Below are 15,440 nucleotides of genomic sequence, written 5' to 3' on the forward strand. Positions count from 1 at the left end.
GGCGACATTGAGCAAAACTTAACGTCATAACGGATAATTCTTGCTAGCTCACTTTATATGTCAAGGGACTACTTAGTGTTTTACCAGTAAGATCATGGAAAAGAAGAAGGAGCAATTTCTCACTCCTTCTTTTTATTTCTTTTACAAATATTCTTCAATCAGCTTTTCAGCAATTTGAATACTGTTTGTTGCTGCGCCTTTACGAACGTTATCAGCAACAACCCACATATTCACACCGCAAGGGTGGCTAATATCTTCACGAATACGGCCAACCATAACGTGATCTTTACCTACCGCATCCGTTACTTGTGTTGGGTAATCGGTACCATGGAACACTTCGATACCATCGGTATTTTCAAGCATGTTTACCACGTCTTCAACCACAACCGGTTGGTGTGTTTCTACGTGAACCGCTTCTGCGTGACCGAAGAATGCAGCAACACGTACACATGTTGGATTAACACGAATACTTGAATCACCTAGGATTTTTTGTGTTTCCCACACCATTTTCATTTCTTCTTTGGTGTAACCATTATCAAGAAACTCATCGATATGAGGCAAACAGTTAAATGCAATTTGCTTATCGTAAGCACTGTTTTCAGCTGGTAAGCCATTTAGCAATTTCGCTGTTTGACCTGCAAGCTCATCAATACCTTTACGACCAGAACCTGAAACAGACTGGTAAGTTGCAACGTTAATACGATCAATACCGTAAGCATCTTGAATTGGCTTCAAAGCAACCAGCATTTGAATCGTCGAACAGTTTGGGTTCGCAATAATATTACGGTTACGGTAATCCGCAATCGCTTCTGGGTTCACTTCAGGAATAACCAGCGGTACATCGTATTCGTAACGGAATTCTGATGTGTTATCGATAACCACGACACCATGATCGGCAGCAATTGGCGCCCAATGACGAGAAGCCTCTGCACCTGCTGAGAACAAGGCAATTTGAACTTGCCCCCAATCGAACTCTTCTACGTTTTTAACGCGGATCGATTTGCCTTTAAAACGTAGCACTTTGCCTGAGCTACGATCACTTGCCAGCAAGTAAAGATTGCGAACAGGAAAATTGCGCTCTTCTAATACCTCGACCATCGCTTCGCCAACAGCGCCCGTTGCGCCGAGTATTGCAATATCATATTCCTGACTCATTGAGTTACCTCTACTACTGTAAAACCTAATTTAGCCAGCGACTCTACCTCAAAATCAGCCTTACCCGCTACTGTAATCGCACTATATTCACGACGATCCCAGTAGTTTTTTCGCATAAGATCAAAAGCAGTCGCCATTTTGCTGTTATCATCACCAGCTTGCTGCATCTGACGACGGAAAATACCATCATCTTTACGCACATCATAAACCAATTGAGTGAGGCTAAATAACGTAGCTTCATCCCATTGACGGCTCAGTTGGACTTGTGGAACAGGCGCAACAGGTAATAGCTCACTCGCTTCAACCTGTTTATCTAAACCTAAAAATTCACAGAATCGATTAAATACCATAGTAGTACCACGGGCCTTACCTTCAAGGCCGTAACCTGCAACATGTGGCGTTGCAAAGGCTAAGTAAGGTAACAGCTCCAAATCTACCAATGGCTCTTGTTCAAACACATCTAAAACTGCGGTAAGTAATTTTCCTGTCCCGTTGCTTGATGCTATTAATGCAGCTTTTAGGGCTTGGTTATCTACCACAGGACCACGTGCGGCATTAATTAAAATCGCATTTGGCTTTAGTGCTTCAATAAAATCAGCATCAACAAGATGATGGGTAGGATATTCACCTTCACGGGTTAATGGAGTATGTGTGGTGATCACATCACATTCCGCCAACAAGGTTTCTAGGGAATGAAATTCACGCTCATCGCCTTCTGCTTGTTTTAGTGGATCATTGAGTAAATAACGAATACTCAAAGCATCTAAACATTTCGCTAAATATGAGCCAACGTTACCTGCACCAATGATACCAACCGTGCGTTCGAAAATAGAAAAGCCTTGCTGTTGCCCTAACACCATGAGGCTACTTAATACATATTCAGCAACCCCTACCTTGTTACAACCAGGAGCCGCCGTAAAAGTGATATCACGCTCAGCCAATAGCGACTGATCAACATGATCTTGTCCTGCCGTTGCCGTACCAACAAACTTCAACTTGTCGGCTTTTTCCAACAAACTTTCATTAACTTTGGTTACCGAGCGGATCATTAGGGCATCAATCCCAATCAAATCATCAGCAGTTAAGTTACGACCTGGCTTTGCTACTACTTCACCCAGCTCACTGAACAACTCAAATGCATACGGCATGTTTTCATCAATAAGGATTTTCATTCAGGCTTTCCTTGCTTTGCTTAATCAGCCCCGAACAGATCTCGGGTGTAAACTTTCTCTTGCACATCATCTAGCTCAACCGCCATTCGGTTTGAGACAATAACATCAGACATCGCTTTAAATGCTTCCAGATCTTTAATCACTTTTGAGTTAAAGAAGTCATCTTGCTCAAGCACTGGCTCGTACACCACCACTTCAATACCTTTAGCTTTAATGCGCTTCATGATGCCTTGAATACTGGATGCACGGAAATTATCAGAACCCGACTTCATGATTAATCGATAAACACCCACCACTTTTGGCTGCTTTGCAATAATTGAATCAGCAATAAAATCTTTACGGGTGGTATTCGCATCCACAATCGCACCAATAATGTTATTAGGCACATCACGGTAATTCGCTCGCAATTGCTTGGTATCTTTTGGCAGACAATAACCACCGTAACCAAAAGATGGATTGTTATAGTGATTACCAATACGAGGATCTAAGCCGACACCTTCAATGATTTGACGACTATCTAAGCCTAATGCTTCAGCGTAGCTATCAAGCTCATTAAAATAAGCCACACGCATAGCTAGGTAAGTATTTGAGAATAACTTCACCGCTTCCGCTTCCGTAGAATCGGTAAACAGCACGGCTATATCTTGCTTTTCAGCACCTTGCTTTAATAAACCTGCAAAAGTTTCAGCTCGCTCGGAGCGCTCACCAACAATAATGCGAGAGGGATGCAAGTTATCGTAAAGGGCACGACCTTCACGTAAAAACTCAGGTGAGAAGATAATATTATCAATACCAAATTGCTTTTTGATACTTTCCGTATAACCAACTGGTACGGTTGATTTGATCACCATGGTTGCCGATGGATTTTTTACCATCACATCTTTAATTACTGCTTCAACTGAGCTGGTATTAAAGTAGTTAGTAACAGGATCATAATCGGTAGGTGTGGCAATAATGACAAATTCAGCGCCATCATAAGCATGATCAGCATCCGTTGTTGCCACTAAGTTCAATGTCTTGTGTTGTAAGAAGGCTTCAATCTCTTTATCAACAATTGGCGATAAACCTTGATTAATTAACGCCACTTTTTCTTCAACAATGTCTAACGCTACCACCTCATTATGCTGAGATAACAGCACGGCATTTGACAGGCCTACATAACCTGTACCTACCACAGTAATTTTCATTACCTAACCTCAATGAATTAATGTGCAAGTAGCTGTTATTCAACCCTTGCTTACTGGCTATTAGTTTAACTGAAAACACTTTAAAAGAACAAAAGTGACCTTTTCCGCTACTATCACAGCGGTTCATTGACTTTTAATGAATAAAAAAAGAGCCATAAATTACTTTATAGCTCTTCTATCAATTTGATTAACGCTACGGTTAATCTACATCTGATTTAATTACGCTTCGTATTTCTTGATCACTAGCGTTGCGTTAGTACCACCAAAACCAAAGCTGTTAGACATTACTGTCTTAAGTTCAACGTCACGCTTTTCAGTTACGATATCAAGACCTTGTGCCGCTTCATCTAGGTTATCGATGTTGATGCTTGGCGCAACAAAACCGTGCTCAAGCATTAGTGTTGAGTAAATCGCTTCATGAACACCTGCCGCACCTAATGCGTGACCTGTCATGGCTTTAGTTGCAGAAATTGCAGGGCTGTTTTCACCAAATAGCTCTTGGATAGCACCAAGCTCTTTCACATCACCTACAGGCGTTGATGTACCATGTGTATTGATGTAATCAACAGGACCATCAAGATCTTGCATTGCCATCTTCATACAACGCACTGCACCTTCACCTGATGGAGCAACCATGTCGTAGCCATCAGACGTCGCACCGTAACCTACGATCTCACCGTAAATTTTTGCGCCACGTGCAAGTGCGTGCTCTAGTTCTTCGATAACAACCATACCGCCGCCACCAGAGATCACAAAACCATCACGATCAGCATCGTAAGTACGAGATGCTTTGGTTGGCTCATCATTGTACTTAGTCGATAGTGCGCCCATTGCATCGAACATCATGGTTAGTGACCAGTCTAGCTCTTCACCACCACCTGCAAATACAACGTCTTGTTTGCCTAGTTGGATTAGCTCTACTGCGTGACCGATACAGTGTGCTGACGTTGCACAAGCTGAGCTCATTGTGTAGTTCACACCACGGATCTTAAATGGTGTTGCAAGACATGCAGATACCGTTGAAGACATCGTACGAGGTACCATGTAAGGACCAACACGCTTAACGCCTTTTTCACGTAGCGTATCAACCGCAACGTATTGGTTATGAGATGACGCACCACCAGAACCTGCCACAAGACCTGTACGCTCATTAGATACTTGCTCTTCAGCTAAGCCAGAGTCGGCAATTGCTTGTTCCATTGATAGGTAAGCGTAAGCCGCTGCATCGCCCATGAAACGCATTTTTTTACGGTCAATGTGCTCTGATGGGTTAATTTTCAGATCACCCCAAACATTTGAGCGTAGCTTCATCTCTGCGAACTGCTCAGAAAAATTAATGCCTGATTTGCCTGTCTTCAGTGACTCTAGTACTTCAGCAACATTGTTACCGATACTAGATACAATACCCATGCCTGTAATTACGGCTCGTTTCATGATGACTTCCTACTAATATTAATGGATATAGCCTTACCGTGATAATTCGTCTTTATACGGTGGGTTTAGTCCCAAACGGCTTTAAGATGCGCGTTCTTGTCGGTAAGTATACCGTATTTAACGGAACATCATATCTTAAAGCTGTTTGGCAGCCAGTGTTATTATCAAATAACTTGAGCCCACCGACTATAACGGCTTTGGCGGTAAAAAGTGGTCAGCTTTCCTGATATTCGGGTACAATCGGCTCAAAATTGCCATTTCTTACTGTATAACAGCTAATAACTGGTGCTAATTCAACCAATTTTTTTGTTATACAGTTTGCCAATTAGTTTAAGAGGTTTCCCCTTTTGTCTTATCCAGAAAAAGAAAAGTCTATCCCACACATTGAAAATGCCGTTCTTGATTGGAATGACGTGGGAACGCCTGTGTCGAATAACTTTGATGATGTCTACTTCTCGAATGCCAATGGATTGGAAGAAACCCGTTACGTCTTTATTAAACAAAATGGCTTACCTGAACGCTGGATTGAAGGCAATCAACGCCGCTTTGTTATCGCAGAAACCGGCTTTGGCACTGGATTAAACTTTCTCGCTGTTTGGCAAGCATTCAAGCAATACCGTGCCGAACATCCAGATTCTGCCACCCAAGAGCTACATTTCATCAGTTTTGAAAAGTATCCCGTTACTAAGCAAGACTTAATTAAAGCGCACCAATCATGGCCTGAGCTGGCTGAACTTGCTGAGCAACTTCACGCCCACTACCCACCAGCCATTGCTGATTGTCACCGTATCGTATTAGAAGATGGCATGATCACGCTAGATTTATGGTTTGGTGATATCAAAGATTGTATACCACAAGTTTGGGTCGGTAACGACGGCATTATCGATGCATGGTTCCTTGACGGTTTTGCCCCAAGTAAAAACCCTGAAATGTGGAATCAAAACTTATTTAACGGCATGGTAAAAATGGCGCGACAAGACTGTACTGTCGCAACATTTACCGCTGCAGGCTTTGTTCGTCGCGGCTTAATGGAAGCGGGCTTTGAGATGCGAAAAGCCAAAGGGTTTGGTACTAAACGTGAAATGATTGTTGGCAAGGTTATTGAACGTCAGCATAGTACGAATGTGAAACCTTGGTATAACAGAGCTGCACAAACAAACAATGATTCAGGTATTGCTATCATTGGTGGCGGTATTGCTTCTGCAACCACAGCACTTGCTTTGATCCGCCGAGGTCAAAAGGTGACATTATATTGTGCAGATAGCGAGCTTGCAGATGGTGCATCCGGGAACCGCCAAGGTGCAGTCTACCCTTTATTAAACGGTAACAATGATGCGGTATCTCGCTTTTTCTCAACCGCATTTATCTACGCTAAACAGTTAGTTGAACAAGCCGCCACTGAGCTTGAATTTAGCCATAGCTGGTGTGGTGTTACTCAATTGGCTTATGACGAAAAGTCAGCCGCTAAACTTGAAAAAATGTTAGACGGTGGTTTTACTTCAGAGTTAATCCATAAGCTAGATAAAGCACAAACCGAACAAACCACAGGTGTTGAAACCGGTTTTGACAGCGTGCATTACCCGTTAGGTGGTTGGTTATCACCAAAAGAATTGACCACAGCATTAATTGAACATGCTGTAAATGAAGGGAAACTCACGCTTAAAACACAAAAAGAAGTACAGTCACTTGAGCAGCTGTCTGATGAGCAATGGCAACTACATTTCACTGATGGTAGCCAAGCGCAACATCACACCGTGATCTTAGCAAGTGGGCATCGTTTTAGTGAATATCCACAAACTCAGGCGATCCCCGCTTCCTCTGTTCGTGGTCAAGTGAGTCACGTACCAACCAACTCGTCACTAGGGCAGCTAAAAACCGTACTTTGTTACGATGGTTACCTCACACCAGTAAATAGCGAAACCAAAAGCCACTGCATTGGTGCTAGCTATGATCGTCGTAATGTCGAACTAGCGTTTAATGAAGATGATCAACAAGATAATAAGCAACGCTTAGTTAATTGTTTACCATCCGTTGAGTGGCCTAAAGCAATAGACATTAATGGTTTTGCAGTAAAAGATCGCGCCCGAGTAGGAATTCGATGTGCCACCCGAGATCATCTACCTTTTGTCGGCAACGTATGTCGTTACGACGATTTATTAGCGCAATACCATAACCTAAAAGAAACCCAAGAGCATGCCGAAGAAGTCCCTATCTATGACAACTTGTTTGCGATTGTTGGCTTAGGCTCTCGAGGATTAAGTTCAGCACCATTACTGGGCGAAGTTTTAGCGTCACAAATTTGTGGTGATCCATTACCGCTACCACTTAGTGTACTTGAAGCACTTCACCCTGGCCGTATGTGGGTAAGAAGATTAATAAAAGGCAAAGCACTAACCTCGCTTGATGCTTAATTAAATATAAAAACGCCATGTAGGTACTCTTAATCTTTAAAGAGCCGATTCCTACATGGCGTTCTATTATGACTTTGAGTGACCTTTGCTGACTACTTCAGTTCACTCGCCATCACATTCATTAATTCATTATTCTCATCGCCAGACAGATCCCAAACAAATAAGCCAGCAAGTTTATTTTTCTTCACCCAATCGGCTTTGGCTTTTACCGAGCGAGCATCATCATAACTAATGAAAACTTGTTTCTCTGCATTCCATAAATAAGGAGCTTCTGCCTTATCGTCATAACCTGCGATATAACCTTGAGCTTCGGTATAATTACGTTTTAGATCCCAGAACATAAAAAAGCCAGGCTCGGTTTCAGATGTACCAAAACTTGCACCTTTTGCAGAGGAAAGCTCTTTAGGTAAGACCTTACCATCAAACCCTTTTGTTCCTTCCCAGCCTCGACCATAAAATGCCGCACCCACAACCAATTTATTAGCAGGAATGCCTAGCTCAATCATCTTGTTAACAAACACATCAGTACCCATTCCCCACCAACCGTTATCTGTTGCGTGAAGATTCGTTAAGTGACCAGTCTGTGTTCCCCATCCACCTAAATAGTCATAAGTCATCGCAAACATATTGGTTAAATGTGGTGCAACAACAGCCCAATCTATCGATTCAGCTTTACTCCCCACACCAACAGCTGTTGATAACTCATATTCACGACCGGTTTTCTTCTCTAAGTTATCAAGATTAGTACGTAGTGTTTTCACCAAGTGCGTATACGCTTCCTTTTCTGCCGCCTTTTGCTCATCCGACAGTTTAGTTTCAGGGTTCCAAGGAGACGTTGTGAGGCCACCACCACCTGGGTATTCCCAATCGAGATCGATACCATCAAAGAAATCATATTGCGCAATCAGCTCAACGGCTGTTTTAGAGAAGTGTTCAATTGCGGCTTTATCTTTAGCCATTACATGAAATGGTTCAGACATTGTCCAACCACCAAAAGATGGCAAAATTTTTAATTCAGGTTTCTCTGCTTTTAAATCTTTTAGTTGTGCAAAGTGACCTTTGTAATCCACTTTAACTTTTGTTGGGCCAAAGTCCTTTTCCAATGCGGCTTCTTTATCAACAATGACAGCACTAAAAGGTGCTTTGTCTTTACATGCTGTTTCGATTTGCTGTTGTACAGCTTCACTCGCCCCATTATGTGGTCCACACATACTTAAAAACGCATAGATAACATGGGTTAGTTTATCGGCTGGAATGTCTTTTACCGTATAAGGGGTAGCTTCATTGTTATATTGCCAGTCAGCAAAGTAACCTGCAACAACAGGCGTTTGTGCATTAACTGCAGGACTACTGAATACAGCAGCAATAGCAAAAGGTAAAATCGCTTTCATGATGTTTCCTTACTCATCAATTGATTTACGGCATATGCTTTTGCTTCAACGATGATCTCGGAACTGCAGCAACGCAATAACCTAAAAAGTAAGAATAAACATAGTGTGAACACTTTATAGATGGGATAACTAAAAGCTAATCGAAACAAAAAATAGCGTATTTTTTCGATAGAACTCTTAGTTATGTTAGAAATGTAATATGATGAAAAGTTAATATGAGATCTTTTGCTTAGCTTTATAATTCAGCGGCAATAACGATCTCTGCATCAGGTCGACTCACTCTCAGCTTATCGGCCAAACGAGATTGTGCTTCTTTATCGCCATGAACAATTCGGATCACAGAAGGGCCGTCTTCTATCTGCTCCACAAATTTAACTAAATCATCTTGCGCAGCGTGAGCAGAATAACCTGATAAACCGTAAACTTTTGCGTTAACCTCAACGATTTTATCATTAATCACTATCTGATTGTTTTGATCAAGCAACTGCCTTCCAACCGTTCCGATAGCTTGATAACCAGCCAAGATCACGTCAGTTCGAACATCAGGTAGCAATGCTTCAAGATAGTTCATAATTCGCCCACCGGAGCACATACCGCTGGCAGCAACAATAATGGCAGGCTCACCAGAATGTTTTAATCGATTAACAAGCTCTACGTGATCTTGATGCTTCTCGATGGTAATACATTGCTCAAACGCTAATGGATGACGTCCAATATAACGTCGATCTTTCGCTTCTTTTGACCATAACTCTTGGAAATGTCGATATTGCTCTGTAATTTTCTGCGCTAATGGTGAATCAAGAATAACAGGCAATGTCTTCCATACTTTTTGATGCTCATTATCATGACTCGAACCGGATAAGACATCAGCCAAAATATTTTCAATATCAAACAACAGTTCTTGCGTTCGACCGACGCTAAATGCAGGAATTAAGATCGCACCACCATCTCGTAAAGAGTGTTCAATTAACTGACGTAATTGCGATTCACGCTCAATCACATCATGATGGGGCTTGTCGCCATATGTACTTTCTAAAACAAGCACATCTGCCGATAAGGGAGAAATAGGATCAGATAAAAGAGGAGTATTTGAAGGACCAAGATCGCCGCTAAAAACAACGATACGTTGATCTGGCAATTTAATCTCAATATAAGCAGAGCCTAAAATATGCCCAGCTTGACGAAAACGTATAGCCACACTTTCGCCATTTAATAACACTAATTTAGCCCAACAGTCATAAGGCACAGGGCGAACTTTTTGTTTAATCAATTGGGTAAATTGCTGACATTGAGCAGAACTCAATCCAAGCTGAATTTTTAGTCCATCTTCTAACATCAACGGAAGCAACGCCGCCGTTGCTTCCGTCGCATAAATCGGGCCCGTAAACCCCGCAGCCAGTAACCAAGGAATACGACCGACATGATCAATATGGCAATGGGTCAGTAACAGTGCTTGTATGTGTTCAATATCAAACTCAATATCAAACTTTCTGCTATTTGCTTCTTTGCCCTGAAACAAACCACAGTCAATTAATAAACTACTACTACCAATGACAAGCTCGTGACATGAGCCTGTCACACCTGTTTTCGCCCCATGGTGAATAATATCCACGTTTGATCCTTGTGCTTATATTTTATCCAATCTGATGATAATGACAGAGCTATTATCATGTTAAAAATATTAACAACTAGAATCAGAGCAGGCTCACGAAATCAACGAAAGCAAATTATGTAGCACATAAAAAACACATTATCTCATCAAACAAATTATTTAATTTATAAATGATAATTACAGCTTAGTGGCCCATGCTTGCGCAGCTTGATCGACTAAAGTTAAAGAGTGCTCAAACGCTTCACGACTTTGACGGTATGGATCAGGAATATCACGCTGACCAATCCATTGACCAAACAACATCGTTTTACCTCGCGCTTCTGGTGCAATATTGGTTACTGCATCAATATGTCCTTTTTCCATCACCAAAATCAGATCATAATCTCGGCATAACTCAGGTGTCAGTTGTTGCGCTTGGTGACCTGATAAATCAAAACCATATTGCACCATCACTTCACATGCCATCGCATCTGCAGGCTTTCCAGCTAACCCACTTTTTTGGGTTGCAATACCCGCAGAAGCTATGTGTTTAGCTGGTAATTTCGTTTTTAGAATACGCTCACCAGCAGGCGATCGACAAATATTGCCTACACAAACCACGAGGATTTTGTTGAACATGATACCCCTATAATCAATTACTATTTTTTAATAATTCCGAGTAACTTATTATTCTCTAGTACAACTAATGACGTCACATTTCTATCGTGCATAAATTCATAAGCTACTTGAATATTAACATCTGGACTTACAGAAAGAGGATTATTAGTAACAATATCTTTAGATACCAAATCAAATACATTTTTTCCATGTATTTCCATTGCTCTTCTAATGTCGCCGTCTGTAATTATTCCAACTAAGCTCTCATCATTCATAACTAGGCAAAGTCCTAATTGACCTGTTGAGATAACGTTGACAATAGCTGAAAAATGATCATCAATTGATACTGTAGGTAAATTATCTTTTACCATCTCATCTCTAACTTTACCCAATAAACGTCGCCCTAAATTTCCACCAGGATGGAACCGAGCAAAATTTTCAGGTTTAAAATTGCGCTTATTCATTAAAGCAACAGTTAAAGCATCTCCCATAACTAATGTGGCCGTTGTGGATGACGTTGGGGCTAACTGCAGCGGGCAAGCTTCTTTAGGAACAGCTATATTTAAATGACAATGAGAATTTTTTGCTAAAGTTGAATCTTTCTTACCAGTTATCGCTATTAAATAATTTCCATTATCACGTAAAAAAGGTAATAGTTTAAGTACTTCATCTGTTTCACCAGAATTAGAAATAGCTATAAATATATCCTCTTGTTTAACCATTCCTAAATCACCATGAAATGCTTCACCTGGGTGCATAAAAAAACTTGGTGTTCCAGTACTAGCAAATGATGCAGCTATTTTTTTTCCAATAATCCCCGATTTTCCCATCCCACAGATTATCGTACGACCAGACGTTGAAATAATTGTATTAACAGCTTCGATAAAATCATTATTAATTTGTGAAGACATATACTCTAAACCGTTAATCTCGGTTCGAATAACATCCTTAGCGATATTAATAGCACTCATTTTAATATTCCATTATTTTTTTTACCGCAAGATAATCATCATATGTATCAACACCATGAGCTAACTCTCCATGATAAATACAAGCACCAATTGATATTCCATTAGATAAAGCTCTTAATTGCTCAAGTCTTTCATATTTCTCTAGCGGAGCTTCAGGATAAGAGCAAAATTTAGAAAGGGCACTCACTTTATATGTATAAATACCTATATGACGATAACAAAGTGAAATATCTTTAGGATTATCGCGATTAAAAGGTGAGGGTGAGCGAGTAAAATAAAGTGCTCTTCCATTAAGTCCCATAATAGCTTTCACAACATTAGGATTATTGAAATCAGAGGAATTTAGAGGATTTACTGCTGTTGTTATTAAAAACTCTCGATTGGACCTTGCAAAATCAACAAGTTGAGAAATCAATGCAGGAGGTATTAAAGGCTCATCTCCTTGAATATTAACAATCAATGTACTCTCTGGCCAATTTAGGATGTTAGCCACTTCATTTATTCGGTCTGTTCCACTCTCGTGATCATCTCTAGTCATCACGGCAGATAAATTTAACTCATTAGCTTTTTGATATATACGATGATCATCTGTTGCCAGAACAATGTCAGAACTTTCAAAACCAGCCTCTATACTTCGCTGATATACATGCCAAAATAAAGGCTTACCGTTTATCTCTAATAGTGGCTTACCCTCTAATCTAGAAGAACCATAACGAGAAGGAATAACAATTTTAACACGGCTCATTTATTAATACCTTGGTTACATATAGCCATTAATGATCTAAATAAAATGGCACTAAACCAAGTAGTACCATCAAAAATATAGTTATATACAGAAGAAGTATTAAGAAAACTTCTTCTCTATCATAGGTCGACGATTAACAATTTCATCAATTTCAAGTAATGTTTCTAATAATTCATCCATATGCTCTAAAGCTAACATATTTGGACCATCACATAATGCCTTATCTGGATTAGGGTGTGTTTCCATAAATAATCCATCGATACCAACAGCAACAGCAGCACGAGCAATCGCAGGAACATAATAACGATTACCACCTGTCGAGCCATTTAAAGCCCCTGGCATTTGAACACTATGAGTTGCATCCATTACGACTTTACAACCAGTTTCTTTCATAATTGTTAGGCCTGGCATGTAATTAATTAAAGTACCAAACCCGAAACTTGTCCCACGATCACATAACCAAATATCATTATTACCAACAGCGCGGCATTTATCGACCACTGGAGCCATATCAGCAGGATGCATCCATTGACCCTTTTTGATATTTACAGGTTTCCCCATAGAGGCAACTCGCTGAATAAAACCTGTTTGACGAACTAAAAAGGCAGGGGTCTGTAATACATCAACAACAGATGCAACTTCATCAAGAGGTGTATCTTCATGAACATCTGTAATGACACGTACACCTAATTGCTCTTTAGCTTTTTGTAATATTTTAAGCCCACCTTCAATACCTGGACCTGTAAATGCATTTACAGATGAGCGATTAGCTTTAGTAAAAGAAGATTTAGCTATATATTCAATACCATACTTGTTTGTAATTTCCTGCAACTTTCCAAAAGTATCTAATACTAAGTTTTCAGATTCGATAACACACGGACCAGCAATTAAAAACATGACATCCTCTTTAAATGAACAATTTAATATAATACAACATTGATAAATACAAGCTTATTTTATAAAAATAAGCAATCGTAACAATATAATTTCGTTTGCAATATAATTATTAGCGTTATTGCCTTCATAAATAATAATTATGTCTTTATAATCTTCCTAATTAACGTCAATATTCTCCATGAATATGACAACATTAAAAAATAAATTAAAAACAAAGTTAAAAATAATAAAAACATAATATATTCAGGAATATTTATAATCTCCCCATATATACCAAACATAGCAAAGACAAAAGCCAATAACGAAATTATTCCTAAAGTTTGATGAGAGGAAAAACCAATACGTTGAAAAATATGGTGCAAGTGTTCACGATCAGGCTTAAAAGGTGAATCACCACGACGAATTCTGCGTATCATTATTGCAGCCATATCCATCAATGGAATAGCGATTAACCACAATGCTGTTACAGGTCTGAGTGGAGCTTTAGCTCCTTGACTAGACGATAAAAGGAGCCAAATAATTGTAAAGCCAATTAACATACTACCAGCATCCCCCATAAATACTTTTCTCTTACGACCCATAAGTCCAAGATTAAACAAAACATAAGGGATTATTGCGACAATAATAACAAGACAAAATAGTGCTAATGAATCTTGGCCATCATATTTCAAGACAATAGCTAGACTACTAAAAGTAACAATAGATAACCCCCCTAAAAGGCCATCAATACCATCAACCATATTAAAAGCATTAATAGCACCTATTACAGCTATAATTGTAATGAAATATGCGAAATAAGTCATGTGCATTGATGAAAAATCAATCACACCAAAACCAAACATATTTCCTAAATTTAATAATTTAATTCCAGCAAAATGTATCATTAAAAATGATAATATAGCCTGAACAAATAACCTAACTTTAAAGTTTAGGTCATACTTATCATCAATGACACCAACGATAACCAATATTATAATTGATAAAGAATATAGCCCAGAGTAATTGATAATAGAATCATTATAAAATAAAAACTGTACTAAAACGATACAAATAGATAAACCACCAACTAAAGGAACTAATCCTTCATGAGTTTTCCTTTGATTTGGTTTATCAACTAAACCTACTCGCTTAGCTATTTTCCTCAATATATAGAGCGTTGTTAAGGATGAAAAAAAAACAAAAAAAAGTTCTATATACATTTATTTTCCTTGTAACATCAAATTACACTATTGTTCACGATACTATTTAAAATTAAGAAACAAATAAGCTAAACAGTATAGATATTTATGCCTTTACCCATAACATAAGTTTTTTATCAAATTTTTTTACAACTTTAGCAGGATTCCCAGCTATAACACTATAATTAGGGTAAGTACCTTTAACAAAAGAGTTTGCCCCTACAATACATTGCTCACCTAAAATAGTTCCTGATTGAATTACAGCACCATAACCAATAAAGCAGTTTTTTCCAATTATTGTTTCTTTATAAATGGACTTTTGCGATAAAACATTCTCACCAATAGTTTTATAATCATTATCTAAATTATTAATAAAAACATTCGGAGCAATAATAGTACCACTTGAAATAGTTAATCTTCCACCTGATATAACATGAAAATTTTGACCTATACCAACATTATCTTCAATCTTTATATATGAATTAAGTCCGTGCACTTCAAATCTAGCACAAGGAAAAATTCGAACGTTTTTACCAATGAAGATCTTTTTCGGATTATGTATAAAAATAGGCTTACCTATATAAGAAGGGAAGCCTATTTTATTAAAGATAAGCTTGTATATAATAGCTCTTATAGTCCAAATAACTTTATAAAACATAATAAAAAGTAAAGGTGTCATGTAAGACACCT

Annotated in this window: 13 protein-coding genes; 1 reads left to right on the forward strand and 12 read right to left on the reverse strand. The window is 39.1% G+C overall.

Annotation, left to right across the window (positions count from 1 at the left end; genetic code table 11):
- Window positions 1–141 precede the first annotated feature (141 nt).
- The 4 genes from Q7657_RS19670 to fabB all read right to left on the reverse strand — a co-directional run bounded on the left by Q7657_RS19670 (window position 142) and on the right by fabB (window position 4,948).
- On the reverse strand, window positions 142–1,155 hold the full coding sequence (locus Q7657_RS19670) for an aspartate-semialdehyde dehydrogenase (RefSeq protein WP_053987085.1): 1,014 nt from the start codon (window positions 1,153–1,155) through the stop codon (window positions 142–144).
- Window positions 1,152–2,327, reverse strand: a complete 1,176-nt coding sequence (locus Q7657_RS19675) for a 4-phosphoerythronate dehydrogenase (RefSeq protein WP_107165479.1) — start codon at window positions 2,325–2,327, stop codon at window positions 1,152–1,154. The genes Q7657_RS19670 and Q7657_RS19675 overlap by 4 nt, the downstream gene beginning before the upstream one ends.
- A 20-nt stretch (window positions 2,328–2,347) precedes the next feature.
- The gene (locus tag Q7657_RS19680; protein WP_107165480.1) at window positions 2,348–3,514 is read right to left on the reverse strand and encodes a nucleotide sugar dehydrogenase; all 1,167 of its coding nucleotides are present in this window, start codon (window positions 3,512–3,514) and stop codon (window positions 2,348–2,350) included.
- A gap of 219 nt (window positions 3,515–3,733) precedes the next feature.
- Window positions 3,734–4,948, reverse strand: a complete 1,215-nt coding sequence (gene fabB, locus Q7657_RS19685) for a beta-ketoacyl-ACP synthase I (RefSeq protein WP_053987088.1) — start codon at window positions 4,946–4,948, stop codon at window positions 3,734–3,736.
- Window positions 4,949–5,295: 347 nt separating this feature from the next.
- Between fabB and mnmC the strand changes: the two genes are divergently transcribed.
- Window positions 5,296–7,359 carry a bifunctional tRNA (5-methylaminomethyl-2-thiouridine)(34)-methyltransferase MnmC2/FAD-dependent 5-carboxymethylaminomethyl-2-thiouridine(34) oxidoreductase MnmC1 gene (mnmC, locus tag Q7657_RS19690; protein ID WP_107165481.1) on the forward strand — a complete coding sequence of 688 codons (2,064 nt, stop codon included), beginning with the start codon at window positions 5,296–5,298 and terminating at the stop codon, window positions 7,357–7,359.
- A 92-nt stretch (window positions 7,360–7,451) separates the two neighbouring features.
- Here mnmC and Q7657_RS19695 read toward each other — a convergent pair whose 3' ends face one another.
- The 8 genes from Q7657_RS19695 to Q7657_RS19730 form a co-directional block, all read right to left on the reverse strand.
- Window positions 7,452–8,750: a glycoside hydrolase family 18 protein gene (locus Q7657_RS19695; protein WP_107165482.1), complete on the reverse strand. Its 1,299-nt coding sequence runs from the start codon at window positions 8,748–8,750 to the stop codon at window positions 7,452–7,454.
- 235 nt (window positions 8,751–8,985) lie between these two features.
- Window positions 8,986–10,362, reverse strand: a complete 1,377-nt coding sequence (locus Q7657_RS19700; protein WP_107165483.1) for an MBL fold metallo-hydrolase — start codon at window positions 10,360–10,362, stop codon at window positions 8,986–8,988.
- A 177-nt stretch (window positions 10,363–10,539) separates the two neighbouring features.
- Window positions 10,540–10,980 carry an arsenate reductase/protein-tyrosine-phosphatase family protein gene (locus Q7657_RS19705; RefSeq protein WP_107165484.1) on the reverse strand — a complete coding sequence of 147 codons (441 nt, stop codon included), beginning with the start codon at window positions 10,978–10,980 and terminating at the stop codon, window positions 10,540–10,542.
- 20 nt (window positions 10,981–11,000) lie between these two features.
- On the reverse strand, window positions 11,001–11,930 hold the full coding sequence (locus Q7657_RS19710; RefSeq protein WP_107165485.1) for a KpsF/GutQ family sugar-phosphate isomerase: 930 nt from the start codon (window positions 11,928–11,930) through the stop codon (window positions 11,001–11,003).
- 1 nt (window position 11,931) lies between these two features.
- Window positions 11,932–12,675, reverse strand: coding sequence for a 3-deoxy-manno-octulosonate cytidylyltransferase (gene kdsB, locus Q7657_RS19715; RefSeq protein ID WP_107165486.1), 744 nt, complete (start codon window positions 12,673–12,675; stop codon window positions 11,932–11,934).
- A gap of 99 nt (window positions 12,676–12,774) precedes the next feature.
- Window positions 12,775–13,572 (reverse strand): 3-deoxy-8-phosphooctulonate synthase, encoded by a 798-nt coding sequence (kdsA, locus tag Q7657_RS19720; RefSeq protein ID WP_107165487.1) that lies wholly within the window; start codon window positions 13,570–13,572, stop codon window positions 12,775–12,777.
- 137 nt (window positions 13,573–13,709) lie between these two features.
- Window positions 13,710–14,771, reverse strand: coding sequence for a UDP-N-acetylglucosamine--undecaprenyl-phosphate N-acetylglucosaminephosphotransferase (gene wecA / locus Q7657_RS19725; protein WP_107165488.1), 1,062 nt, complete (start codon window positions 14,769–14,771; stop codon window positions 13,710–13,712).
- 85 nt (window positions 14,772–14,856) lie between these two features.
- Complete coding sequence (locus Q7657_RS19730) at window positions 14,857–15,429, reverse strand: acyltransferase (RefSeq protein ID WP_258178228.1); 573 nt, start codon at window positions 15,427–15,429, stop codon at window positions 14,857–14,859.
- Between the last annotated feature and the right edge of the window lie 11 nt (window positions 15,430–15,440).

Source organism: Candidatus Photobacterium acropomis (assembly GCF_030685555.1).
Classification (GTDB): Bacteria; Pseudomonadota; Gammaproteobacteria; order Enterobacterales; family Vibrionaceae; genus Photobacterium; species Photobacterium lucens.

Bases quoted from the DNA above. Each gene is read 5' to 3' on its own strand.
- kdsA (WP_107165487.1), bottom strand. From the start codon at position 13,572: ATGTTTTTAATTGCTGGTCCGTGTGTTATCGAATCTGAAAACTTAGTA.
- Q7657_RS19670 (WP_053987085.1), bottom strand. From the start codon at position 1,155: ATGAGTCAGGAATATGATATTGCAATACTCGGCGCAACGGGCGCTGTT.
- Q7657_RS19695 (WP_107165482.1), bottom strand. From the start codon at position 8,750: ATGAAAGCGATTTTACCTTTTGCTATTGCTGCTGTATTCAGTAGTCCT.
- fabB (WP_053987088.1), bottom strand. From the start codon at position 4,948: ATGAAACGAGCCGTAATTACAGGCATGGGTATTGTATCTAGTATCGGT.
- Q7657_RS19705 (WP_107165484.1), bottom strand. From the start codon at position 10,980: ATGTTCAACAAAATCCTCGTGGTTTGTGTAGGCAATATTTGTCGATCG.
- wecA (WP_107165488.1), bottom strand. From the start codon at position 14,771: ATGTATATAGAACTTTTTTTTGTTTTTTTTTCATCCTTAACAACGCTC.
- Q7657_RS19710 (WP_107165485.1), bottom strand. From the start codon at position 11,930: ATGAGTGCTATTAATATCGCTAAGGATGTTATTCGAACCGAGATTAAC.
- Q7657_RS19680 (WP_107165480.1), bottom strand. From the start codon at position 3,514: ATGAAAATTACTGTGGTAGGTACAGGTTATGTAGGCCTGTCAAATGCC.
- Q7657_RS19730 (WP_258178228.1), bottom strand. From the start codon at position 15,429: ATGACACCTTTACTTTTTATTATGTTTTATAAAGTTATTTGGACTATA.
- kdsB (WP_107165486.1), bottom strand. From the start codon at position 12,675: ATGAGCCGTGTTAAAATTGTTATTCCTTCTCGTTATGGTTCTTCTAGA.
- Q7657_RS19675 (WP_107165479.1), bottom strand. From the start codon at position 2,327: ATGAAAATCCTTATTGATGAAAACATGCCGTATGCATTTGAGTTGTTC.